This window comes from Lysobacter sp. P5_B9, assembly GCF_054049835.1.
Genome location: NZ_JBFULP010000001.1, coordinates 298,923 through 321,972, shown reverse-complemented (window position 1 = coordinate 321,972; position 23,050 = coordinate 298,923). Strand labels below are relative to the sequence as shown.

The 23,050-nt window shown below is 62.6% G+C and carries 23 protein-coding genes; 14 read left to right on the top strand and 9 right to left on the bottom strand.

Annotation, left to right across the window (positions count from 1 at the left end; genetic code table 11):
* Positions 1 to 10: 10 nt before the first annotated feature.
* The gene (locus ACXJJ9_RS01470; RefSeq protein ID WP_457095515.1) at positions 11 to 1,129 is read right to left on the bottom strand and encodes a LuxR C-terminal-related transcriptional regulator; all 1,119 of its coding nucleotides are present in this window, start codon (positions 1,127 to 1,129) and stop codon (positions 11 to 13) included.
* Positions 1,130 to 1,458: 329 nt separating this feature from the next.
* On the opposite strand from ACXJJ9_RS01470, the gene ACXJJ9_RS01465 reads away from it, so the two are divergent.
* Positions 1,459 to 2,001 (top strand): hypothetical protein, encoded by a 543-nt coding sequence (locus tag ACXJJ9_RS01465; RefSeq protein ID WP_457095514.1) that lies wholly within the window; start codon positions 1,459 to 1,461, stop codon positions 1,999 to 2,001.
* A 3-nt stretch (positions 2,002 to 2,004) separates the two neighbouring features.
* Here ACXJJ9_RS01465 and ACXJJ9_RS01460 read toward each other — a convergent pair whose 3' ends face one another.
* Both ACXJJ9_RS01460 and ACXJJ9_RS01455 read right to left on the bottom strand, forming a co-directional pair.
* The gene (locus ACXJJ9_RS01460) at positions 2,005 to 3,471 is read right to left on the bottom strand and encodes an epoxide hydrolase family protein (RefSeq protein WP_457095513.1); all 1,467 of its coding nucleotides are present in this window, start codon (positions 3,469 to 3,471) and stop codon (positions 2,005 to 2,007) included.
* Between the two features lie 127 nt (positions 3,472 to 3,598).
* Positions 3,599 to 4,063 (bottom strand): MarR family winged helix-turn-helix transcriptional regulator, encoded by a 465-nt coding sequence (locus ACXJJ9_RS01455; RefSeq protein ID WP_457095512.1) that lies wholly within the window; start codon positions 4,061 to 4,063, stop codon positions 3,599 to 3,601.
* Positions 4,064 to 4,400: 337 nt separating this feature from the next.
* On the opposite strand from ACXJJ9_RS01455, the gene ACXJJ9_RS01450 reads away from it, so the two are divergent.
* The 3 genes from ACXJJ9_RS01450 to ACXJJ9_RS01440 all read left to right on the top strand — a co-directional run bounded on the left by ACXJJ9_RS01450 (position 4,401) and on the right by ACXJJ9_RS01440 (position 6,182).
* Entirely contained in the window at positions 4,401 to 4,838 is a 438-nt protein-coding gene (locus ACXJJ9_RS01450) for an Ohr family peroxiredoxin (RefSeq protein ID WP_457095511.1), read from the top strand.
* Positions 4,839 to 4,904: 66 nt separating this feature from the next.
* Positions 4,905 to 5,696, top strand: a complete 792-nt coding sequence (locus tag ACXJJ9_RS01445) for a (S)-acetoin forming diacetyl reductase (RefSeq protein ID WP_457095510.1) — start codon at positions 4,905 to 4,907, stop codon at positions 5,694 to 5,696.
* A gap of 174 nt (positions 5,697 to 5,870) precedes the next feature.
* A complete protein-coding gene (locus tag ACXJJ9_RS01440) occupies positions 5,871 to 6,182 on the top strand; it encodes a hypothetical protein (protein WP_457095509.1) in 312 nt (103 codons plus the stop codon).
* Positions 6,183 to 6,366: 184 nt separating this feature from the next.
* On the opposite strand, the gene ACXJJ9_RS01435 is transcribed toward ACXJJ9_RS01440, so the two are convergent.
* Positions 6,367 to 6,825, bottom strand: coding sequence for a hypothetical protein (locus tag ACXJJ9_RS01435; RefSeq protein ID WP_457095508.1), 459 nt, complete (start codon positions 6,823 to 6,825; stop codon positions 6,367 to 6,369).
* A 17-nt stretch (positions 6,826 to 6,842) separates the two neighbouring features.
* Positions 6,843 to 7,451: an FMN-dependent NADH-azoreductase gene (locus ACXJJ9_RS01430; RefSeq protein ID WP_457095507.1), complete on the bottom strand. Its 609-nt coding sequence runs from the start codon at positions 7,449 to 7,451 to the stop codon at positions 6,843 to 6,845.
* A gap of 453 nt (positions 7,452 to 7,904) precedes the next feature.
* Here ACXJJ9_RS01430 and ACXJJ9_RS01425 point away from each other — a divergent pair, with 453 nt between their 5' ends.
* From ACXJJ9_RS01425 to ACXJJ9_RS01380, 10 genes are all read left to right on the top strand, one after another.
* Positions 7,905 to 8,330 (top strand): DoxX family protein, encoded by a 426-nt coding sequence (locus tag ACXJJ9_RS01425; RefSeq protein WP_457095506.1) that lies wholly within the window; start codon positions 7,905 to 7,907, stop codon positions 8,328 to 8,330.
* A 260-nt stretch (positions 8,331 to 8,590) separates the two neighbouring features.
* The gene (locus ACXJJ9_RS01420; RefSeq protein ID WP_457095505.1) at positions 8,591 to 9,514 is read left to right on the top strand and encodes a LysR family transcriptional regulator; all 924 of its coding nucleotides are present in this window, start codon (positions 8,591 to 8,593) and stop codon (positions 9,512 to 9,514) included.
* A gap of 283 nt (positions 9,515 to 9,797) precedes the next feature.
* Positions 9,798 to 10,670 (top strand): pirin family protein, encoded by an 873-nt coding sequence (locus tag ACXJJ9_RS01415; protein ID WP_457095504.1) that lies wholly within the window; start codon positions 9,798 to 9,800, stop codon positions 10,668 to 10,670.
* A gap of 229 nt (positions 10,671 to 10,899) precedes the next feature.
* Positions 10,900 to 11,397 carry a MarR family winged helix-turn-helix transcriptional regulator gene (locus tag ACXJJ9_RS01410; protein ID WP_457095503.1) on the top strand — a complete coding sequence of 166 codons (498 nt, stop codon included), beginning with the start codon at positions 10,900 to 10,902 and terminating at the stop codon, positions 11,395 to 11,397.
* A gap of 52 nt (positions 11,398 to 11,449) precedes the next feature.
* Positions 11,450 to 12,427 (top strand): carbon-nitrogen hydrolase family protein, encoded by a 978-nt coding sequence (locus tag ACXJJ9_RS01405; RefSeq protein ID WP_457095502.1) that lies wholly within the window; start codon positions 11,450 to 11,452, stop codon positions 12,425 to 12,427.
* A complete protein-coding gene (locus tag ACXJJ9_RS01400; protein ID WP_457095501.1) occupies positions 12,372 to 13,370 on the top strand; it encodes an NmrA family NAD(P)-binding protein in 999 nt (332 codons plus the stop codon). The genes ACXJJ9_RS01405 and ACXJJ9_RS01400 overlap by 56 nt, the downstream gene beginning before the upstream one ends.
* A 62-nt stretch (positions 13,371 to 13,432) precedes the next feature.
* Positions 13,433 to 13,870, top strand: a complete 438-nt coding sequence (locus tag ACXJJ9_RS01395; RefSeq protein ID WP_457095500.1) for a hypothetical protein — start codon at positions 13,433 to 13,435, stop codon at positions 13,868 to 13,870.
* A gap of 577 nt (positions 13,871 to 14,447) precedes the next feature.
* Positions 14,448 to 16,577, top strand: coding sequence for a catalase (locus ACXJJ9_RS01390; RefSeq protein WP_457095499.1), 2,130 nt, complete (start codon positions 14,448 to 14,450; stop codon positions 16,575 to 16,577).
* Between the two features lie 43 nt (positions 16,578 to 16,620).
* A complete protein-coding gene (locus tag ACXJJ9_RS01385; RefSeq protein ID WP_457095498.1) occupies positions 16,621 to 17,418 on the top strand; it encodes a DUF72 domain-containing protein in 798 nt (265 codons plus the stop codon).
* 373 nt (positions 17,419 to 17,791) lie between these two features.
* Positions 17,792 to 19,051 (top strand): c-type cytochrome, encoded by a 1,260-nt coding sequence (locus tag ACXJJ9_RS01380; protein ID WP_457095497.1) that lies wholly within the window; start codon positions 17,792 to 17,794, stop codon positions 19,049 to 19,051.
* Positions 19,052 to 19,377: 326 nt separating this feature from the next.
* Here the strand turns inward: ACXJJ9_RS01380 and ACXJJ9_RS01375 are convergent, their stop codons facing one another.
* The 4 genes from ACXJJ9_RS01375 to ACXJJ9_RS01360 are packed head-to-tail and all read right to left on the bottom strand — an operon-like array spanning position 19,378 to position 23,006.
* Positions 19,378 to 20,529 (bottom strand): hypothetical protein, encoded by a 1,152-nt coding sequence (locus ACXJJ9_RS01375; protein ID WP_457095496.1) that lies wholly within the window; start codon positions 20,527 to 20,529, stop codon positions 19,378 to 19,380.
* Positions 20,507 to 21,157, bottom strand: coding sequence for an LssY C-terminal domain-containing protein (locus ACXJJ9_RS01370; RefSeq protein WP_457095495.1), 651 nt, complete (start codon positions 21,155 to 21,157; stop codon positions 20,507 to 20,509). The genes ACXJJ9_RS01375 and ACXJJ9_RS01370 overlap by 23 nt, the downstream gene beginning before the upstream one ends.
* A complete protein-coding gene (locus ACXJJ9_RS01365; protein ID WP_457095494.1) occupies positions 21,154 to 21,732 on the bottom strand; it encodes a hypothetical protein in 579 nt (192 codons plus the stop codon). The genes ACXJJ9_RS01370 and ACXJJ9_RS01365 overlap by 4 nt, the downstream gene beginning before the upstream one ends.
* A complete protein-coding gene (locus tag ACXJJ9_RS01360; protein WP_457095493.1) occupies positions 21,729 to 23,006 on the bottom strand; it encodes an LssY C-terminal domain-containing protein in 1,278 nt (425 codons plus the stop codon). Before ACXJJ9_RS01360 ends, ACXJJ9_RS01365 begins: the two co-directional genes overlap by 4 nt.
* Positions 23,007 to 23,050: the final 44 nt, after the last annotated feature.

Here is a 23,050-nt window from a genome sequence, read left to right as displayed (position 1 = left end):
ACAAGCGGATCTATGGGGACGTGTCGAACGCTCTAGTGGGACACGACGAAGCCAGGCCCAGCGCCCCCCCAAGGTTGACCAGTTCCGCTAGCGAGTGCGCCTGCATCTTGCGCATCGCCCGTCCGCGATGTGCCTTCACCGTGATCTCGCTGATGCCGAGCTCGGCAGCCACTTGCTTGTTCAACAGGCCCGATATTACGCCGCGCATCACGTCGCGCTCCCTCGGCGTCAACGACACGTACCTGGCCTCGAGCGCGAGGCGTTGCCGTGCCCGCTCGAGCGTCGACGCGCTGAAAGCGATCGCATCGCGAATCGCTGTCAGCACGGCGTGCTCCGACAGTGGCTTGACAAAGAACTCAAAGGCTCCCGCTTTCATGGCGCGTACGCTCGTGGGCACGTCGCCGTGACTTGCCATGAGAATGATCGGAAGCGTTGCGCCATCTGCCGCCAAACGCGCCGGCAGAGCGAAGCAGTCCCAATCCGGACCTTCTACATCGAGAATCGCACAACCCGGGACGCAAGGGCGCGTGTGCGCCAGAAATGAATGTGCCGCCGCGAATGCTTCCACCTTGCACTGGCAGCGCTGCAACATCCTCGTAAGCGAAGCACGTATCGACGCATCGCTGTCAATGACGTACACGATAGGCTCGGCAGCAGCGCGCACCATCACGCGTTCGTCCTGCGCATCGACGCGCTGCTCGCGCTTGATAGCCGCAATCGTCGTATCGGGATCGCCACGCCTTCGACGGTGGGTTTCGCGCAAATAGCATGCGAGCATGAGGCGCCCGTCGAATCGGATAGCACGGACCGCGAGCTGGAGCGAAGCCAGTGCGCCATCGGCACGAAGGGCACAAACATCGGCGAAGCCACCCTGCCTCACGACGTCACGCAACCACGCCATACCATCACCGCGCACCGACGGACGCAGGAGGTCGATGAAGTTCTGGCCCTCGATGTCCGCGCAGGCATGCCCGAGCAATCGTGCAGCCCTTACGTTCACGGTCGCTACGCGGCCTGACTCGTCGATCGCGAGGATACCGCTTGGCGCAACGTCTACCAGCGCAGCCGAAATGCCACCTTGCGCGAGCATGTGCATATCTCGCGAGATATGAGCGGACTCCACCTGCATGTCGAATCTCGAGATCTAAACCGCGCCGTGAGAGTACGCCACTCGACAGCTTTTGCACGAGATTTTTTATGACAATGATGCCTCGCGCGCGGGTCGATACCTTCGTCCAATAGACATCACGGACACGCTGTAGTCTGTTGCGAAAAAACCATGAACACGGTTCCCTCCTCGCTAATAGCCACCGTGTGCGGTGTCGCCATTGCGTTTTTCGGCACGTCCTGCGAAGGCAGCGGCCAAAGGCTGATTGCGTCGCCGCCGAAGGAGCTCTCGCCCGTGGAACGTGCCATCGCTGCAAGGCGCCACCGGATGGATCAACTCCGAACCGCTCGATGCGAACAACTTGCGTGGCAAGGTCGTGGTCGTCGACTTCTGGACATATACCTGCTATCGCGCCGATCGTCGGGGAAGGCCCCGAAGCGGCCGCGGACTGGCCGAACCTCAAGTCGCCAGAGACATATACCGGCTATTCGCGCACGGAGCGATTCGCCTCGCCAGGGGGCATCGTGCAGTCGGAGCGGCACGTCTACGGCGCGCCGTCGCGGCTATTCGACAACCAATGGGCGCTCGATGGCGACTGGACGGTCAAGGAGGAGAAGGCACGTTCGAACGTGGGCAGGACGCGCGTGCTGTATCGCTTCCATGCGCGCGATCTGCACCTGGTGATGGGATCGTCGATGGACGGCCCCGTGCGCATCGACGGCAAGCCGCCGGGTTCGTCACACGGCTCGGACATCGATGCCGACGGTGCCGGCATCGTGTCCGGGTACAGGATGTATCAACTAATTCGCCAACAAGTTCCAATCGAAGATCGCGAGATGGAAATCCTGTTCCTTGACCGTGGGGTCGAGCTCTCCGCGCTCACGTTCGGCTGAGCCTCATGCGCGCAGCGAGCGGAATGACGCACGCAACTCCTCCGTGAGTATCTGCGGCTGCTCCCAGGCGGCGAAGTGCCCGCCCTTGGCGACGCGGTTGTAGTGGATCAGTTTCGGGTAGGCCTTCTCACTCCAGCTGCGCGGCGCCGGATACAACTCGTCCGGGAACACACTCACGGCTGTTGGCACCTTTGCGCCCTTGATGTCGAAGTACGGCTCCTTGAACTCCCAGTACAGCCGTGCGCCGGAGACGAACGTGTTCGTCAGCCAGGCGATCGTGATGTTGTCGAGCACGTCGTCCTTTGTCAGGCCTTCGCTCTTGCCCGCAAACACGCGAGCGATCATTTGGTAGCTGCGCTGGTCGTGATCGAGGAAGTACGCCGCCAGGCCGACGGGCGAATCCGCCTGCCCGTAGAGCGTCTGCGGCCGCAGGCCCATCTGGTAGCCGTAGGCGACGCCCTTGGTGTAGACGAAGCGCAGGCGATCAAATGCCTCCTGTTCCTCCGGCGATAGGCCCGCGGGCGGCGGTGCGCCGGTCGCCAGCGCCTTCGAGATATCGGGCGGTACAACGCTGGGCAGATTGACGTGGATGCCGAGCAGTCCCGGCGCTTCCTGCGCGCCCATGTACTCGGTGATGAACGAGCCCCAGTCCCCACCTTGTGCGACGTACTTGTCGTAGCCAAGCCGCTGCATCAGCACGGCCCAGGCTTTCGCGATGTGCTTGGGATCCCAGCCGGTCGTGCTCGGCCTGCCCGAGAATCCGTAGCCGGGCATCGACGGAATCACGACATGGAAGGCGTCGGCGGCCGATCCGCCGTGCGCCGTCGGATCGGTCAGTGGTTCGATGATCTTGATTTGCTCGAGGATGGAGCCGGGCCACCCGTGCGTGACGATGATCGGCAACGCGTTTTCGTGCTTGGAGCGCACGTGGATGAAGTGGATGTCGAGTCCGTCGATGTTGGTGATGAATTGCGGCAGGGCCTCAAGGCGGGCTTCGACCTTGCGCCAGTCGTAACTTTCGCCCCAATACTTGGCGAGCGCCTGCATCGTCGCCAGCTGCACGCCCTGTGTGTCGTCGTCAACCGTTTCCTTCTCTGGCCATCGCGTCGCCTTGATGCGGCGCTTCATGTCGGCCAGGTCCGTGTCCGACGCCTTGTAATGGAATGGTCGAATGTCGGTAGGGGCACCGGCATTGGTAGTTTCTGCATGTTGAGCCATGGCTGCTGTCCTTTCCGGGAAGACGAACACGCCGAACGGAGCGGCGGCGAGCGAGGCCGCTGCCGCGCCGCAAAGTCTGCGTCGCTCCGGTGATAAGGGAGGGGTGTCCACTGACATGTGAACTCCTTTTGGCGCGAAGCCAATTGGAAGCCAATCACACCAGACCGGACGGGCGGCGACGATTGCACGTTGGTATCGATACGAAGGTATCGAGCAGGCGTACCGAGGGCGTCGCACCTGTTTCGGCAACATCTCGCCAAGACAGACCACGCGACGCGTGTAGCCTGGGGCGTTCCAAGGTAATCCTGGTGTTCCGGTTCGGCCTCCCAGAACGGATAGCCGGCGCCCCTCAGTCACCACCTTGCCAGACTATGTCCGATCAACCTGCGTGATCTGCGGCCTGGATGAGGCTGTTGCGGAGCGTGACGACCTCCCTTTGCAACCTGGAGAAATCCTTGGCGCTGAGTCCGGTGGCACCGTTTAGATCAGCAAGCGCCTTGATCGCCCTTTCGCGCAGTCGCCGTCCGCCCTGCGTTACCTGAATACGCACCTGCCGTTCGTCGGCCGGATCACGTGCGCGTTCTACGTAACCCATCGCCTCAAGCTTTTTCAGGATGGGGGTGAGGGTGTTGGACTCGAGGAACAGCTTCTCGCCGAGGCCACTGACGGTTTGATCACTCTCTTCCCACAGCGCGACGAGGGTGACGTATTGCGTGTAAGTGAGCCCGAGTTCATCGAGGATTGGCCGGTAGATCTTGCCGAAAGCCAGGTTCGCCGAGTAGACCGCGAAGCATAGGAACTCGGACAACTTGAGATCCGATCCTTGTTTGGTTTTGGTGTTCATCTCCGTCTCACTGCTTGAGAGCCGAGCTGTAGCATATGACGCATGCGATACAATCGCAAGCGTAGGTATTCCGCGCAGCCAAGTCGGCCCCGTGGGTCCACGCCGCGGCCATTCATAGTCGCCGGCGCGGGCCTTGAACCGGGATCGTTGACTTCGATACGGACGATCCATCATTGTTGCGTACATCGCATGCGCTTTAATCGCATTCGATGACTGGAAGATAAACAAATTCGGACCGCCTCCTTGTAACAAGCTCGGCCCAGGTCTAACCTATGTCAATCGCATGCGACTTAAGCGGATGCGTTGCAAAACCCCTCCCCCAATTGAGCAAACAATCATGAACAAGACCCAGAAAATCCTCTTCACCGGCAAGACGCACACCACCGTCAGCCGCGGCTCTGATGCCAGCCATGGCAACGTGGACCTGAGGCTGTCTTCCCCTGGCGGCACCGAACAGGTGTTCGAGGGGGTCGCAAACCATCCCCTCGCGGAAAAACTGTTCGCCGGTGCCTGGTCGGCCTGCTACATCGGCGCACTCGCGCTTGTGGCTGCCCAGAAGCGGATCACTCTCCCGGACGACCTCTCCGTCGACGTCAAGATCGAACTTGTCCAGGCCGGAAGCGAGTATGTCCTACAGGCCGGGTTCGACGTCCGCATGCCTGGCTTCGAGCAAGAAGTCGCCGAGCAGATCGCGCACGGCGCGCATGAAGTCTGCCCGTATTCCAAGGCTACCCACGGCAACATCAATCTCGCCCTGAACGTCACCACGGCGTAACCCAACAACGTCAAGTGGAGTAGCCGGCTCAACGGGCCGGCTTCCTCCCAAACTCAAGCAGGAGAAATGAATATGGCACGCATTGCGAATGGCAAGGTTGCGCTGGTTACCGGTGGCGGCCAAGGCATCGGACAGGCCATCGCCGAACGGCTCCACGCCGATGGCTTCAAGGTGGCAGTTGCTGATTTGAACATCGAGACCGCGGGCAAGGTAGCCGAAAGGCTCGGGGGCAAGCAGGGCGGCGCACTCGCTCTTCAGGTCAACGTCGCCGATCGCGATAGCGTTTTCGCCGCGGTTAACCAGGCGGTGTCAGAGCTGGGTGGGTTTGACGTCATCGTAAACAACGCTGGCATCGCGCCGTCGTCCCCGATCGAGGAAATCACTCCGGAGAGTATCGAGACACTCTTCTCCATCAACTTCAACGGAGTCGTCTGGGGTACGCAGGCCGCGACCGCCGCGTTTCGGTCACTCGGCCACGGTGGCAAGATCATCAGCGCGGCGTCCCAGGCCGGACACATTGGGAATCCCGGCATCGCCTTGTATTCAGCCACCAAGTTCGCCGTGCGAGGCTTCACCCAGACGGCCGCGCGGGACTTGGTGAAACACGGCATCACCGTCAACACCTACGCCCCTGGCATTGTCAGGACGCCGCTCGTCGAGGACTTGGTGAAGGAAACCGCCGCGGCCGCAGGGAAGCCCGAGGCATGGGCCTGGGAGCAGTTCACAAAGGGCATCGCCCTCGAGCGACCGTCCGAACCGGCGGAAGTGGCGGCTGTCGTCTCGTTCCTGGCCGGCCCTGATTCCAACTACATCACCGGTCAGTCGATCCTGGTCGATGGCGGAATGGTCTTCAACTGATTGTCCAGCCTACCGCTCCAGCATCCTGATGCGGCGCGCATTCCCTAGCCATCCTTACGGCCCGCCTCCACCCGTTCCTAGCGGCCGCCCCCCTCGGCTCGCGGTCGGGTGTGGGCGGGCAACCTTACGGGCGAAGAAATCCGTCTGACGCACCCCTGCACATGGCATCCCCTCATGACTACTGACCAAACCGGCTACCACCCCATCAACTGCGAGTTCCACGACCTGCTCGAAGACCTCGCGACTCTGCGCAGGTCAGCGAAGATCCGCTTCCTCGATGAAAGCAACGTCACCCACCATCGCGATGCTGTGATTACGGATGTGTTCGCTCGCGATGGCGCGGAGTACGCCTCGTTGTCCACGGGCGAGACCCTGCGTCTCGATCGCCTCGTGGAGGTTAACGGTGCGCGCCTTGCTGACCACGGCGAAAGCTCGATATGCGCGCTTTGGCTAGCCAAATGTCCACTCCTCACCGCCAGCGGGTGAAGACTAGCCCAGTGGCGCCTTGAGCCAGGGATAGCCATTGGCGCCTTGCTGATAGGCGTAGTCGAACAGACGCGATCGTGATGGTGATTGAAGTCGGAACCGACATGGGCAAGGTAAAAATTCGCCCCATCCATCTGGGCGGTGTGAAAAATCCGATCCAGGTCGTTGATGCCCTGGGACTGAATCAATGCACTGATCGCCCTGCTCCCGATGCCCAAGGTGCGGCGTTTCGTCTCGGCCGAAACAGGGTTCCTGTAGCCCTGTTCAACTCCTCGATCGTGCGCGACGGGTAGGCGAATACCTGTGCGAGTACGCCGCCACCGACATGCATTTCCTGAAATCGTTCCCCGTCGACCTCCACGGCGATCATCACGGGTGAAACCGCGCCAGGAATACTCATCGAGGCGATCATGACACTGCGAAAAAGATCCAACGCACCTGGGGCGGCGCTGGACGCGATGGCGCCCATGTTCCAGGTTACCGGTCGCCCGGAATCCAGATCGGTCGTACCAATCTGCAGGACACGCCCCTTGCCGTACTCCGTCGCAATGGCCGCGAGCAGCTCCGAGTTGACATGGCTCGCAACCAGTCGCGCGAGCGGCTCGCTGTCTGCCATGCCATCGCTGGCGAGGCGGGTGAACAAGCTGCGCGGAGGGCGCCTCAGGCGAACGCCGCCGCTATCTCGGCATTGGCTCCGCGCAGCGCCTGCGACCGCGACTCGTCGCCCATCGCCAGGCCTTCGGCACGTACGAACTGAAGATCCGGGACTCCGAGGAATCCGAACACGCTCTTGAGATATGTCTCCTGATGGTCCATCGCAGCCATGGGCGTATCGCTTGCGTAGACACCGCCGCGCGTCGATGCGACCAGGACGCGCTTGCCGCCGACCAACCCTTCTGGACCATTCTCGGTGTAGCGGAAGGTCTTTCCGGCGACCGCGATCCGGTCGATCCATGCCTTCAATTGGCTCGGGATGCTGAAGTTGTACATCGGCGCACCAATGACCACGACGTCGGCTTCGAGGAAGGTTTCGAGATCGCCTGTGCCGATATCGACGTCCTGCTGTAGCTCGGACGATTCGGGTTTTACACCCTGCGCCGCGGCGAGGTGTGTTCCGGCGAGATGACGTACCGGATTCCCGACCAGGTCACGGTAGAAAACTTGTGCGTCCGGGTGTTTTTCGCGTGCCGCGTCGACGAGCTTCGCCGTCAATTGCCGGCTGACGGAATGCTCGCTGAGGATGCTGGAATCGATGTGAAGGAGTTTCATGGTGTTGGCCTGGAAGTCGAGGGTTAGGGACGCGCCGTTAGTGACGCTCCCGCCAGGAAATCTATGAATCCCCTCTTCCAGCCACTAGGCGGCGCAATGGGATTTCACTCGTCCAGCAAGTGAGGCAATGCGGGACGGAATCCATGAGTGGATCTCGACTTGGGGCCATGGCGCAGCACCCGGGAGGAAGCCTGCGCCCCGCGCCATCGGCCCATTCGGGATTTCCGCGATTCGTGGATGGGTGAAATCCGATTGCGCCGCCTAGTGGAGCAATTACCTCGACCCTACAGTCTCCCCACGCAAACCGGCTTTCACCGTCAGGGACGATCTGATCGTTACGGGCTCCCCATGAGGGACGCAGGTTGGCGTAGGCATCCGCCTTAGGGCGAACGCCTCAAGCGGTTCACCTCGTTTGTCACGCCATCCATCTCTCAACACAAAGGAAATCCTGACATGTCTGCTACCTCCTCGAGGCTGGTCGCTGCCAAGAGTTCGACCACCCTGCACAACACTGCCGAACTCCTCGGACGCTTCTTGCTTGCGAGCCTGTTTCTGATGTCCGGTATCGGCAAGATCACCGCCTACGGCGCAACCGCTGGCTACATGGCTTCCCAGGGCGTCCCGGGCATTTTGCTGCCCCTCGTCATCCTGATCGAGGCTGGCGGCGCCCTTGCCATCATTGCCGGCTGGCATACCCGCGTCGTTTCGCTGCTGCTGGCGGGCTTCACCCTGCTGGCCGCCCTGCTCTTCCACAACAACTTCGCCGATCAGATGCAGATGATCATGTTCCTCAAGAACGTATCCATCACGGGTGCATTCCTGATGCTGGCCGCGAATGGAGCGGGGCGCTTCAGCCTGGATGCACGCGCCGCAAAGTGATCAGCCGCCCCGTACGTTCGCATATTCCGGCGAGCTCCAGATATCAACGGCCATTGGACCGCTCGGTCATGACGTCTGATCCCATTCCTGTTGATGCGGAACAGGCTGCGATAAGCGAAATGCGCAGCGTGGATGCGATAGGCGTCCACGCTGCGCCGGTGCCGCGACGCCTCCGGCGGTGGCCTCGTGCGGGAAGCCCTCGGCTCAGGGACAATGCTTCCACCTCCGACACTACGGAGGCTTCCGCCCGGAGGCAGTCCATGGTCGATCTCAACGACATCGCCCTGTTCGTGCAGGTGGTGAAGGCCGGCAGTTTTGCAGAGGCCGCCCGCCGGGCGGGCATTCCGTCGAATACAGCGAGTCGCCGCGTTCAGCAGCTGGAAGAACAATTGGGCCTGCGCCTGCTGCATCGCTCGACGCGGCGTTTGACGCTGACGGACGCGGGCGAAGCGCTCTACGCGCGTAGTGCAGACCAGGTCGAAGCGCTGTCGGAGGCCACGTTGGAACTGGCGGAAGGCAGCCACATACCCAGCGGCAAGGTGCGGGTGGCCGCACCGGCGGACTTTTTCAACTGGTTCGAACTCGCATGGGTGAGGGAGTTTCTCGCGGATCACCCCAAGGTGCGGCTGGAATTCGCGCTCAGCGATGCCCGCGCGGATCTCGTCGCGGCAGGTATCGACGTTGCCATCCGCAGCGGTGTGATCACCGAGCCGACCCTCGTCGCACGGCGCGTCGGTAGTAACCGCGCCCGCCTGATGGCAAGCCCTGCGTATTTGGCCGCACATGGGATGCCGCAGTCCCTGGAGGAGCTGGCGACGCACGACTGCGTTGCGATGCAGCCTGCCTCGGGCCGAGTCATCTGGCGTCTGGATGGTCCGGATGGCCAGGTCGAGACAGAGGTTCGCGGCCGCTTCCACGCCAACGCGGCGCTCGTACTTCTCAAGGCGTGCGTCGCCGACATGGGCATCGCCCTGCTGCCAGATGTAATGACCACCCAATATGTACGAGACGGCCAACTGGTCCAGGTCTTGCCCGATTACCGCGTTGCGGGCCTGGAGCTGTTTCTCGTGTACCAGAGCCGGCGGCAGCTCCCGCGTGCCGTGAGCGCATTCATTGAGTTTGTAATGGCCAGGATGGTCGCCTCCGGGTTAGTCGAGGCCGAGACTTCTGCTTTGACGCGATAGAGAAGAGCGTAATCAACGCGCGTCGCTAATTCTCTGGCACGCATTGCCCGCTTGGCATTCGCGGAACACATCACGATGCCCGCCGTGGCGCGGCAGAGTGACTGGGGAATTCCTCTCCAAGCGTGGCCATTCCTTCCAACCGTGGCTGGATGAAATCCGCCTGCGACGACTACTGAACATGGCGTGCGCTCTCTAGATTCTTCTGTAGAGCATGCCCCTGGCGTCATGCGGTATTCCGTGCATCGCGCCCGGAATCATGTGCACCTTGGCTGTTGGAGATCTTATGAACATGCACGCTGCTAAGCCTCTAAGAGAGACAAACACCGATATGCGCGACCGCCGCGCGATCGTCTACCGCACCCGCGGCAGGACACACGGGCCGATCACCCGCCTCATGAGTCCTTCGGATCTTGGCGAAAGGCTGAAGCCTTTCGTCTTCCTGGACCTTATCGATGCAAAGAATCCATCCAGCAACAAGATGGACATGGGGCTGCATCCGCATTCTGGCATCGCAACACTTACCTGGTTGCTCGAAGGTTCGGTCGATTACGAAGACGACCTGGGACGCAAAGGGCAAGTGGAGGCCGGATCGATGGAATGGATGCGTGCCGGCAGCGGAGCTTGGCATGGCGGCGGATTTGGAAATTCCGATCGCTTGCGAGGGTTCCAGGTCTGGCTCGCGTTGCCACCTTCCGATGAGCTCGGGCAGCCGTACAGCAAGTACATCGGTCCATCTCAGTTACAGAGCGATGGACCAGTGACCGTTCTCTTGGGCCAGTACGGGCAGGCTGCGGGCGTCATCGACGCGCCTTCGCCTGTCAATTACTTCTCCGTGAAGCTCAAGGCGGGAGAAAGCTGGCTATATCAGCCGCCGCCGGGGCATGAGGTCGCGTGGGCTGCTGTCAGCATCGGATCTCTGGCGGTTCATGAGCCGATCGAAGCAGGGGAAATGGTGGCCTTCGAAGACGGCGATCAGGCCATCGAGTTCTTCGCCACGCAGGACACAGAATTCGTATTCGGCTCGGCGGAAAAGCACCAACACGAGCTGGTGCTGGGCTATTACTCGGTTCACACGAGTGTTCAATCGCTGATACGTGGCGAGAATCGCATCCAGGAAATTGGGCGCAGCCTTCGAGCGCAAGGTCGACTCAAGTAGAACCGCGGGGCTCAACGGAAGTGGACATGTTGCAAGTTCGCAACGCTGATAGACGAGGCGAGCGGGCCGAGAATCCCCGGTGAGCAGGACGGCCAACGCGGCCACGGGATTCGATCAGAGAAGCCAGGACGATCGCCGCCATCGGCCAGCGCCGTCTTGCTTGCCCCAAGCCTTGACCTGAATGGTTCGCAGCCCCGAGGGAGCTGGGTCTTTGGAGGGAGTTGACATCATGGTGTATATGCACCATTATTCGCCCATGAACACTCAGCGCCACTCCAAATCAGAAGCCGCCAGCCTCGTCTCCGAGGTGACTCGACACTGTCTGATGACCCGTGCTCGCCGTATCTCCCGGGTCATTACCAGCCTCTATGACCAGGAACTGCGTCCGTACGGATTGAGTTCGTCGCAGTTTTCCTTGCTGGTGCTCATTGCCGGCTTGGACGGTGCCAGTCGCGCCGAGATTGGCCGCGCCAACCACCAGGAGCGATCGACGTCTACACGCAATCTGCAGTTGGTGCTGGACCAGGGCTGGGCGGAGGAGATCATTCCGGAGAGAGGGCGTAGCCGCCCCATCCTGATCTCCAAGGCCGGCCGGGATCTGCTCGCCAAGGCCATGCCGGCCTGGCGCGCGGCTCAGGTCAAGGCGAAACAGCTACTCGGTGTTGACGGTGCGTCTGCCATCGTGCAGCTGTCTTCGGGCCTGCCCGTTGAAGAGCTGGCCGGGTAATTTCTTTTCTAATGTGGTGTATCTACACCTTAATCTCCGAGAACCAATCATCATGACCACCGTAAAAGCCGCCGCAGTACAGATCAGCCCCGTGCTCTATAGTCGGGAGGCCACCGTAGACAAGGTCGTTCGCAAGATCCGCGAGCTCGGCCAGAAGGGCGTGCAGTTCGCCACCTTCCCGGAAACCGTAGTGCCGTACTACCCCTACTTCGCTGCAGTCCAGACGGGCATCGAGCTGTTGTCGGGCAAGGAACACATGCGCCTGCTGGAGCAGTCCGTGACCGTCCCCTCCCCCACCACGGATGCGATTGCCCAAGCTGCTCGCGAAGCCAACATGGTGGTGTCCATCGGCGTCAACGAGCGCGACGGCGGCACCATCTACAACACGCAACTGCTCTTTGATGCCGATGGCACGCTCGTGCAGCGTCGCCGCAAGATCACGCCGACACATTTCGAACGCATGGTCTGGGGCCAGGGTGATGGCTCGGGCCTGCGCGCCGTGGACACCAAAGTCGGGCGAATCGGCCAGCTGGCCTGCTTCGAGCACAACAACCCGCTGGCGCGCTACGCCATGATGGCCGATGGCGAGCAGATTCACTCCGCCATGTATCCGGGTTCGGCCTTCGGCGAGGGCTTTGCGCAGCGCATGGAAATCAACATCCGCCAGCACGCCCTGGAATCGGGTTGCTTCGTGGTGAACGCGACCGCCTGGCTCGATGCCGACCAGCAGGCGCAGATCATGAAGGACACCGGCTGCTCGATCGGCCCGATCTCCGGTGGCTGCTTCACCACGATCGTCACACCTGAGGGCATGCTGATCGGCGAGCCACTCCGCGAGGGCGAAGGCGAAGTCATCGCCGACCTCGATTTCTCCCTGATCAACCGCCGCAAGCTGCTGATGGACTCGGTCGGTCACTACAACCGTCCGGAGCTTCTGAGCCTCCTGATCGATCGCACCCCCACGGCGAACTTCCATGAGCGCAACGCCCGGTCGGCGAACGATGCCGCTGGCGGCTTTGAAATCCTCTGATCGCACACCGCGGAACAACATCCCCATGAATACTTCAAACGAAAGCCCCATCCTGGTCACGGGCGCCGCCGGTGACATCGGCGCCATCGGTCGCAACGTCGTTGCCATGTTGCTGGCCAAAGGCCACAAGGTCCGCGCGCTGGTTCGGCGCGAAGACGAGCGCGCCGAAAATCTGCGCAAGCTCGGCGCCGAGGTCGTTGTCGGCGACCTCACCGATCTCCAGTCGCTGCACCGTGCCATCAAGGGCACCAAGCGCATCTATTTCGGCATGTCGATTTCTGCAGCCTATCTGGAGGCAACGGTCAACGTGGCCGCGGTCGCCCGCCACCACGGCGTAGAGGCCATCGTCAACATGTCGCAGATGACCGTGTCGCAGATGGACATCAACGACACCACCGACAGTCCGCAACACAAGCTTCACTGGCTGGCAGAACAGGTGTTGGCGTGGTCGGGCCTCCCAGTGGTCAACGTGCGTCCGACCGTTTTCCTGGAAGGCTTCTTCCTGCGCCTGGGCGCCACGGGCGTCCGCGAGAACGACGAACTCGCACTTCCGCTCGGACATGCCAAGACCTCCCCCATCTCCGCGTACGACGTGGCACGCGTCGTCGCAACGATTCTCGACAATCCGGCGCCGCACATCGGGCAGATCTACAACCTCACCGGCCCGGAATCGGTCGACGTGGACCAGCACGCTCGCGCGTTCTCCGAGGCGCTCGGCCGCACGATCCGCTATCGCGACGTACCGGTGGCGCCGTGGACCGAGAAGCTACGCGAGTTCGGCGTTCCGCAGCATTTGATCAGCCACCTGGCGGTGATGGCCGACCTGCACACGCAAGGTCGCTATGACCGAGCGACCGACGACGTCTTCAAACTCACAGGGAAGCCGGCGATGAGCACGGGGGAGTTCGTCAAGCTACATGCGGCGGAGTTCACGCGAGACTGACGGCGCGATACGACCCAACTGATCACATCCCCTGTCAGCCGATACCCATCCTGGTTTGAATCATGAAGTTCACCGAAACCGCCCCTACCCTGCCCCGCCCGTCCGGCCCGCCGCCGTGGCTCGGGAAGATCGCGCAGAACGCAACGCTCGAAGGCGCCGTCCTCAAACATCCCGTTCACGGCAAGGACAACATCCTTGCCCTCCTTTCGCATGCACGCACCCTTTACGAATTCCAGGACTACACGCACTACGGCGACGTCGGCAGCGGGTTCTTCATGGAATCGTATCGGTCGAGCATCAACGGAGTGCCCGTGGAATGCTCCATCATCGTGCACATGAACGAAGACGGTGAAGCGGATTCCCTCCTGATCCACCACTACCCGCTCGACGCTACGTTGGAGTTCTCCCGGCTGATGGGGGAGAAGTTCGGCGGTCAGTTCCCCGATCTGTACCTCAACGCCCCACAGGCCGATGCCCTGACCGCGGCCTCGCGCAAATAGCCCGCGCATGAAAGGCGGTTTTCTCAGGCTTGGCGATAGCCGTAAGACTGATTGGTGGTGGATGCAGTCACCCGCTAACCAGTCTCACTAAGTTTTTCCCTATTTCAGGGAAAACAACAGAGAAACCGGCTAGCGGGACGTAGCTGCCTAGAGCAGATTCCTCGCCAGCGACGGACTCCTCTGCCACCGCAGGTCTAGTCGGATCAGGGAACCGCATCAGGGAACCCCTTGACCGCGATCTGGCAGCTATCGGCCAAAAGCGGACGTTCCAAAAAAACGCCGTCGCTTGTCAGGTCCGGGGCAGGTGCAATTTGAAAGTCGTCGTGCCCTCCGCCGATTCCGCGCGAATGGTGCCGGCATGGGCCTGCGCGATCTGACTCACGATGAATAGTTCCAGACCCGGGCTGGCCTGCTCCGATTCGCCGCCGGATACGCCCCCGCTGAGATGGTGCGGTTCGTTCTACAGGTGAGCCGCGAGGCCTGAACAGGCGGAGCAGTGTGCGAAGCAAAGGGCGACACTGCATTCACGCCCACGTCTCCAGCATCACACGACCGCCCTTTTCCGGAGTGTGTCGTCATGGCCGTGCGCAAGAATCCCCACAAGACTTCCCCGGCCAGCACGACAAAGACCAAGACCTCGACCAAACCCGCCAGCGCCGCGCCTGAAACCCGCGGCAATGCCCATGAACTGCACCAGCTCGTTGGCGGCGAGCACCAGACCCTGACCACCAACCAGGGCATCCCCGTCTCCGACAATCAGAACTCGCTGCGCGCCACGCCGCGCGGGCCCACGCTGCTGGAGGACTTCGTCCTCCGCGAGAAGATCACTCACTTCGATCACGAGCGCATCCCCGAACGCATCGTCCATGCGCGCGGCTCCGCGGCGCACGGTTACTTCGAACTGACGAAATCGCTGGCGAAGTACACCACCGCGAAGATTTTCACCGAAGTCGGCGAGCGCACGCCGGTGTTCACGCGCTTCTCCACCGTTGCAGGCGGCCCCGGCTCGGTCGATACCCCGCGCGACGTGCGTGGCTTCGCGGTGAAGTTCTACACCCAGGAAGGCAATTTCGACCTTGTCGGCAACAACATCCCGGTGTTCTTCATCCAGGACGCGATCAAGTTTCCCGACGTTGTGCATTCGGTGAAGATGGAACCTGACCGCGGCTTCCCTCAGGCGGCCTCCGCCCACGACACCTTCTGGGATTTCATCTCGCTCACGCCCGAAGCGTTGCACATGATCATGTGGACGATGAGCGACCGCACCATCCCGCGTTCGCTGCGCATGATCGAAGGGTTCGGCGTGCACAGCTTCCGCCTGCTCGATGCCAAGGGCCGCTCGACCTTCTGCAAGTTCCACTGGCGCCCGCGCCTGGGCCTGCAGTCCACCTGCTGGGATGAGGCGGTCAAGCTGCAGGGCGCCGACAACGATTTCCACCGCCGCGACTTGTTCGAGGCAATCCAGGCCGGCAACTTCCCCGAGTGGGATCTGGGCGTGCAACTGTTCACCGAGGAGGACGCCGAGGCCTTCCCGTTCGACCACCTGGACCCGACCAAGCTCATCCCCGAGGAAACGGTGCCGCTGACGATGATCGGGCGCATGGTGCTCGACCGCTGGCCCGACAACTTCTTCGCCGAGACCGAGCAGGTTGCGTATTGCCCCGCCAACATCGTGCCCGGCATCGATTTCAGCAACGATCCGCTGCTGCAGGGCCGCCTGTTCTCCTACCTCGATACCCAGCTGCTGCGCCTGGGCGGGCCCAACTTCCACCAGCTACCGATCAACGCCCCCAAGTGCCCCTTCGCCAACCAGCAGCGCGATGGCCACATGCAGATGCAGACCCCGCGCGGTCGCGTGAACTATGAGCCAAGCACGCTTGACCCGACTTCCGCGCGTGCCACGCCCAGTGGTTTCCACAGCTTCGCTGAGCCGGCCGACGACGGCGCCAAGGGTCGCATCCGCTTCGAAGCCTTCGCCGACCACTACAGCCAGGCGCGGCTGTTCTTCCGCAGCCAGACCGAGATCGAGCAGGCGCACATGGCGTTCGCGCTGGTGTTCGAACTGTCGAAGGTCGAGACGCCGCACGTGCGCGATGCGATGGTCGGCCACCTGCGCAATGTCGACCCGGACCTGGCACGCCGCGTCGCCGAAGGCCTGGGCATGGACAAACTGCCGCCGGCACCCAAGCCCGCCGTGCCGGTGATCGACATGCCGCCGTCCCCCGCCTTGCAGATCATCGGCAAGATGAAGAAGACGCTACAGGGCCGCGTGATCGGAATCCTCATCGACGACGGCTCTGATGCGAATACCGTGGCAGCCCTCCGCCAGGCCGCCGATGACGCCGGCGCCGCGGTCAAGATCGTCGCGCCGAAGATCGGTGGGGCGCTGCTATCCGGTCGCAAGAAGCTACCGGCCGACGGCCAACTCGCTGGCACCCCGTCGGTCATATTCGACGCGGTGGCACTAGTGTTGTCGAAGGACGCCGGTCAACGTCTGAGCCAGGAGGCGGCGGCAGTGGATTTCGTGCGCGACGCCTATGGCCACCTCAAGGCGATTGCGTTCGACGCCGGGGCGGGTGCGGTGCTGGATGCGGGCGGCATTGATGTCGATGCCGGCGTGATCTCCGCTTCCGACCCCCAGCGCTTCATCCAAGCGGCCATGACGCGACAGTGGCAGCGCGAGCCTATGGTACGCACATTGCCGTAAGCGCCTTACGCGGGCATCCGAGGATGGCGCGGGTTGCAGACACATGCGTCAAGTCAGGGTAGGTTGTGCCGGTTGGTCTGTATCACGCCAGCATGCCCGGCTGCTTGGCGATGGAGCCAGCATGCTCGCACGCTACGCCTCCCGCTTCTCAGTGGTGGAGGTCAACTCATCGTTCTATCGTCAGCACCAGACCAAGACATATGCGCGCTGGGCCTCATCTGTGCCCCGAAATTTTCGCTTCTCCGTCAAGCTGCCGCGTGCGATCTCACATGAACTGGCCCTTCGGGATTCTGGCCCGCTGCTCGATCGGTTCCTCGGCGAAGTCGAAGGTCTGGGTAACAAGTTGGGCGGATTCCTGCTCCAATTGCCGCCCAGCTTCGCGTTGGACTTGCGCACAGCTTCAGCGTTCTTCCGGGCATTTCGAAACCGCAGTAATGTGCCACTGGTATTCGAGCCACGCCATCCAAGCTGGTTCACGGCACGGGCCGAGCCATTGTTTGAACGCTTCGAGATTAGTCGGGTGACAGCAGATCCCGCAGTGGAGGGAGCTGGCAGGCCCAACTTCACGCCCTATTGGCCCTACTGGCGCTGGCACGGCTCTCCGCGCATGTACTACAGCGCCTACTCCGAGGAGGCCCTGAGCGCACTGGCGGTCGAGGTCCGCCAGAGCAGAACGGCGCCGATTGCGCGGTGGGTCATTTTCGACAATACCGCGCATGACTTTGCCGTCACCAATGCAGCCCGCTTTCAGGAGCTGCTCAAGGCAGCCCGACCACGTGTTGCATGCCTGAATCCCCTCCATCGTCATCCTGAAGTCAGGCGGCCGCACAGCGCGCCCTAGCGGCTGTTTCCCAACCCGCGGTGAGCGGCGCGGCCTCGCTCGTGGCCGGATCAAATCTCCGGGCGCTGGATCCCGGCACAGGCAAGGCGGCGCTGCTCCATCGCAGAGAACAATGTCAGCTTCGGGTCGATAGCGGACATTGAGCCGTGTCTACGCCCTTCGCGAATGGCTGCTTTCGGCCAGAAGCCATTCGGCTCTGCAGCGCTGGAGAGTCGAATCAGTCTCACTGCACTTTCACGAGATGCTGGAACAAAATCCCTCTCCTGAATCCGATGCGTCCGGAGCAAGATGATGCGACCGCCTGACCCGTGGCGGGCCGCAGCGGCTGATGCTTTAGAAGCCCACGCCCCCGCGCTGGCACCCTGGAGGATTGATGATGTCGACGACATCCCTGTTCCATCTGACGTTGCTGGCGACGGCCATCGTGGCCGGCGCAGCAGGATGCACGAAGCAGCCTGCCGCGTCGAACGAGCACGTCGACGCCGCATCGCCTCCCGCCCAGAGCGCTGCACCTTCGCCGACGGACGACATCGCCAGGGGTCGTGAGACTTTCCGCCACGACACGTTCGGCGACGAAACCCTGTGGACGGACACGCTGCGGTTGCACGAGGTGATCGCCAAGTCGGTCGATCCGACCACGGCCCTGAAGGTCGGCCTGAAGGTGGATGCCGAGGCGCTGCCGCCGGAAGTTGTCAAGGGCATCCAGGACAAGAGCATCAGCCTGACCGATCCGGCCACGACACTGGCTTTGCTCAAGCTGGGCGCGGTCGTCGGGATCAAGGGACAGGTGGATACGGTGGATGGCAAGGATCAACTGACGCGCGTCGGTGTCACGTGCGCGCTGTGTCACTCTACCGTCGATGACTCCTTCGCACCGGGAATCGGCAAACGTCTGGATGGCTGGCCCAACCGCGACCTGGATCCCGGAGCGATCATTGCGCTGTCTCCCGCGTTGACGCCCGCGCAGAAGGCGGTCTACTCAAGTTGGGGCAAAGGCAAATACGATCCACGCTACAACCAGGACGGCAAGAACGGTCCGCAGGTGATTCCACCTGCGTATGGGCTTGAGGGCATCCACCGGGTCACAGTCACCGGCGACGGCACCGAACTGGCCTACTGGAACCGCTATGTCGGCGTGACGCAGATGGGCGGCCACGGCACCTTCGAGGAGCCGCGCACCGGAGTGCGAGTCACCCACGGGACCGACGACCAGATCACGGCCAAGCTGCCGGCATTGCAGGCATACCAGTTGTCCATTGCGGCACCGGCACCACAGGCGGGCAGCTTTGATGCTGGCGCCGCCGGCAGGGGCAAGGCGATATTCGAAGGCAAGGCAGGCTGTTCCGACTGTCATTCCGGCGCGATGTTCACGGACGCGAACGAGCGCCTGCACAGCCCCGATGAGGTAGTCAGCGAGCCGGAAGCCAAGGGTGTGCCGAGCTATGCATCGCGCAGTGCCACAAAGCAATACCGGACATCACCGCTGAAAGGCGTCTGGCAGCACCCGCCCTACTTCCACAACGGCAGCGCAAAGACACTCGCCGATGTCGTCGCACGTTACAACACGCGCAAGTCACTCAACCTGACCGCTCAAGAGGTGGGCGATCTCACGGAGTACCTCAAGTCGCTGTAAACAAATCGCACAGCAAATGGGGTTCGAGCGAGACAAGCGAAAGATCGGCATCTGAGGAGCCGATGATCTACAACGGTCTCACAGAGCGCGAACGCGTCACCTTGGCGCGACAGCGATCGCCGCGGTACGACGGCGCGCCGCCCGGCGGCCAGCCAGATGTGAATGACCACGCAGAGTGCAATCGTCCCGATATCCAATGACTACGAGCCTCTGAACCACGGAAAGTGAATGTCTGCTTTGGGTCGGAAGCGGACATTAGCACCGCCCCGGCCGCCCCGCCCGACTGCATGACCGCTACCGGCCGGAGCGGACACTCCCGTCTCCTTCTAGGGGACCGCATTTGTCGAGCCCGCCGCCAGGTCTTCCTCCACGAAGCGCAGGATTGCTTCCAGCAATGCCTCGCGCGGATACGCGTTCTGGGTCACGAGCATGGACGCGACCATGGGATGCGTCCTGGAAATCGGCACTGCGACTGCCCAGTGATCCGCATTGAGATAGCCGACCAGCGTGCTGCCCGGCACGATCTGATCGTAGTAGATCATCTGGCTGTCATTGCGCGCGTCGATCTTTGCCAGCTTGCGGTAGCTCGATTTCAGGATCTTCGAGATGCGTTCCGGCTGCGGAAAGGTTGCAACCGAATAGCAGGGAACATCCGTCGGCAGCGCATGAGTTGCCAGCCACACGTGACGCGTTGCGGGTCTCAGGCTTTCCACGCCGCCGCCGTCGCCGGTCTCGCAAGTCGCGCCGGGAAAATGCCGCAGCAGGTCGGCCTGGTACTGTTCGGCGTCGTTGGCAAGCGCCGAGCCGCCGACGGCACCGGCCACGCTGACCACCGCTGCGATCCGCGTGCGGATCTCCGGATACGCGACCACCGCTTCGAGGATGTCGGGCGTCCCTTTCGAGTACCCGATCAGCACGAGGCGCGGTACCTGCGCATCGGTTGGCATGGCCATGACCGCATCGCGGACCTGGCGCGCGTTCCTCGCGGTTCCGGACAACGCGTCGACGTCGAGCACTTTCAAATCGTAGCCGTACTGGCGCACATGCGCGGCGGCGGTGTCGAGAGGCTGGAGCCACGGCTTGAAGCATTCGTATCCGATGCCCGGCACCAGGAATGCGACGAGGCCTCGCTTGGATGGGCCAAGGTCAACGGGCTGGTGCATGCCGACAGGTTCGGTGCCCACGCGGGTCAACGCATCGACGCAGGGTCGGTATTCCGGAAGCAAGCGTCCATGTGCATCCAGAATGGCGCAGTAGATCTCGCGGAAGCGCGCACGCTCGTCCCGCACGGGTACGGACAGCGACGAATCGGTCGTGAACGGAACGCCGGGCTTTGTTGTTGCGCATGCGCCCGCCACGAGACATGCCACGACCACGCCCACTCGGAACATGCGGCGCGACGCCATGCCGGCCGCCCCCATCGCTGCTGCCGCGCCCCGCGATTCCATGGCAGCGTCACTTGCGCGCATCGTCGCCATGCCCGTGACCGGCCCCCTCGAGGCGCTCGAGGTAAGGCACCCATTCAAGCAACTCCACGTCCGCCATACTGAGCGGGCGCGTGGCGAAGAACAGGACGGCGCGGAGGCCGTCGGTGTAGTAAGCGGCGCCATCGAATGTGCTCCTGGGCGACGTCTCGTCCGCCTCGCCTACACCGTGGACGAAGCCGAGCTTTTCCAATCCACCCGAGTACATCATGTCCTGGACCAGAAAATTCCTGGCCTCGTCCACGTCGCCATGGAGGCCGCTGGCGTCAGCGGAGGCGAACCGACCGCCGGCTGGCCGCCCGACTTGCGCGACGAAGACCACCCTTCCCTCGAAGCTCATCGGCGCGGCCCACAGTCGGATCCAGGTTGCCGGCGCGCCAGACTGGGAATACCTGCGCCCGACGATATCCGGCCCCCGACCGAAGACGCGCTGCAAGCCATCGTTCTCACGGGCGTCCCGCCGGTAGTTGCGCCGGATGCTTGCGGCACCGATGTCCTCCACCGTGCCGATCATGACGAGGTTGAGCGGATCGCCGCGCTTCGATCCGGTGGCATCGGTCGCACAGCACGGCAACCGCTCGAGCGCCGAGCGCAAGGAATCGAGGTCCTTGTAGTCGGTCACCGAATCATACCGGCGCCTGAGCGTGAGGGGTGGCGGGCCTGTGTAGTCGTCGGGAAACAAGACCATCGAGAAGGGATCAGCGTCTTCCGCCCGAACAGATCAATGTTGAGCAGCGTCGCACCCCTCTGCGGATTGATGAAGATAATACCTGCGTTGGTGGCTCCAGGCGGGATCGGGTTTGGGAAAGCTTGGGCCTGGATGTGCTCGTCGATGCGTGCGTTCGTGCGCTTCGAGAATCTCCGGTGCATCAACCAGGCAACCTCCAACGGCGAAAAGTAGTCCGGATCGGCTCCCGACCGCAGGAGCCGAAGCGGCTGGGACGTCCGGTTCGCGACTTCGATCCAGACGGGACGCACGTTCGCCTTGTCGATGTCGTCGCCGAACCTCCGGTGGCTCGTTTCCGCCCCGAGCATGACGGCACTCACGCGCACGTCATGCCCCTCCGCGGTCGTGGCCCGTGTGCGCAGGGCGGAGTCGTCGACTCCAGGGGGCGGCTGCCATGTCGCGCAAGCCACCAAGACCAACGCCGCCGCGGCATGCGCGATCGCGCGGGGCAGCCGCCGCCAAGCCATCATGGCGTGCCTCCCACGGGCTTATCCTCGAGAATGCCGCCCAAGAACTCGACCTCCGCCATCGATGTCGGCCTGCGGTCGAACACCAGCACCAGCCGCATCCCATCCGTGTAATACGGATCGGTGGTGAGGTTCTCCCGCGGCAATTGCTTTGGGGCGGCACCCACGCCTTCGGCGTACCCGACCTTCGCGAGCGCCTGCGAATAAGCCATGTCGTCCGCGAAGGCCCCGCGCGCTTCATCCACGTCCGGATCGATCTTGTGCGTGGTCAGTGTCGGCGAATGGATGGTCAGGCGGCTGCCTATGTCGCGGCTGATCTGGCCCACCCAGACCTGCTTGCCCCGATAGCGCAACGGACTCAGCCAGAGCCGCAGGTGGTTGCGCTGATGGATGTTGTCGCGCGCCTTCTGCAAAGCGAAGTCCTGGGCACGTCCATAGAGATACAGGTCGCTGACCGGCGCATTGCCATAGCGCTCGCCAGAAACCGCGGATTTCATCATCTTCATGATCGAGCCCGACCACTTCTGCTCGGTCGGCCGCCAGCCGCGTCGGACGAGTGCGGGGATGGCATCGTCGAACCCGCCGACGACCACGAGGTTGAGCGGATCCCCGTTCCTTGAGCAGTCCTTGTTGGTGACGCAGCAGGGGAGGCGCTCAAGTGCCTGCAGGAAGTCGATATCGTCCACAAAGTCGACGATGCCGCCGACCGGGATATCTCCCCTGAAGACTCCGCTGACGTGGTAATCCGCGCGGAATCCCGGGACGCCGGTGAGGATCGAGAACGTCTTCACGCGTCCGTTCGCCACCAGATCCAGCCCGACAAGCTTTCCACCTTCGTCGAGGTTGGTCAGGATGAAACCCGAGGTCGTCGTCCCCGGCAGAACCGGATTGCGGAACGCGAGTTGGCGAAAGCGAAGGTCGAGTTCGGTTCGGCCGCGGGGGTCGCCCGGCGCGAATGCTTCAGCCGCTTCGGAAGCCGGGAAGAAGTTCGGATCGAGGCCCGGCGACATCAAGTAGTAGGGCCGGGCATCGTGATTCTCGACCTGGATCCAGACCGGCTGGATTCCTTTGGTTGCGAGGGGTACGCCGTAGGCATGCGCACTCTCATCGTCCGAAAGCACCGAAGTGGAAACCCGAACGCCACCGTCGGTTCGTAGCTCGGCCCTCTGCCTGTAGTCGAGTCCCGAGGTGGCGGACTCCACGGGCGCGGAGGCGCAACCGCCCAACGCAGCCGAAGTGGCGGCGACCGCCAGGCCAAGCGCCACGAGAAGGTTCATGTCGCAGGAAACCAGGTCATGACTGGAGGAGCAGCCCATTCACC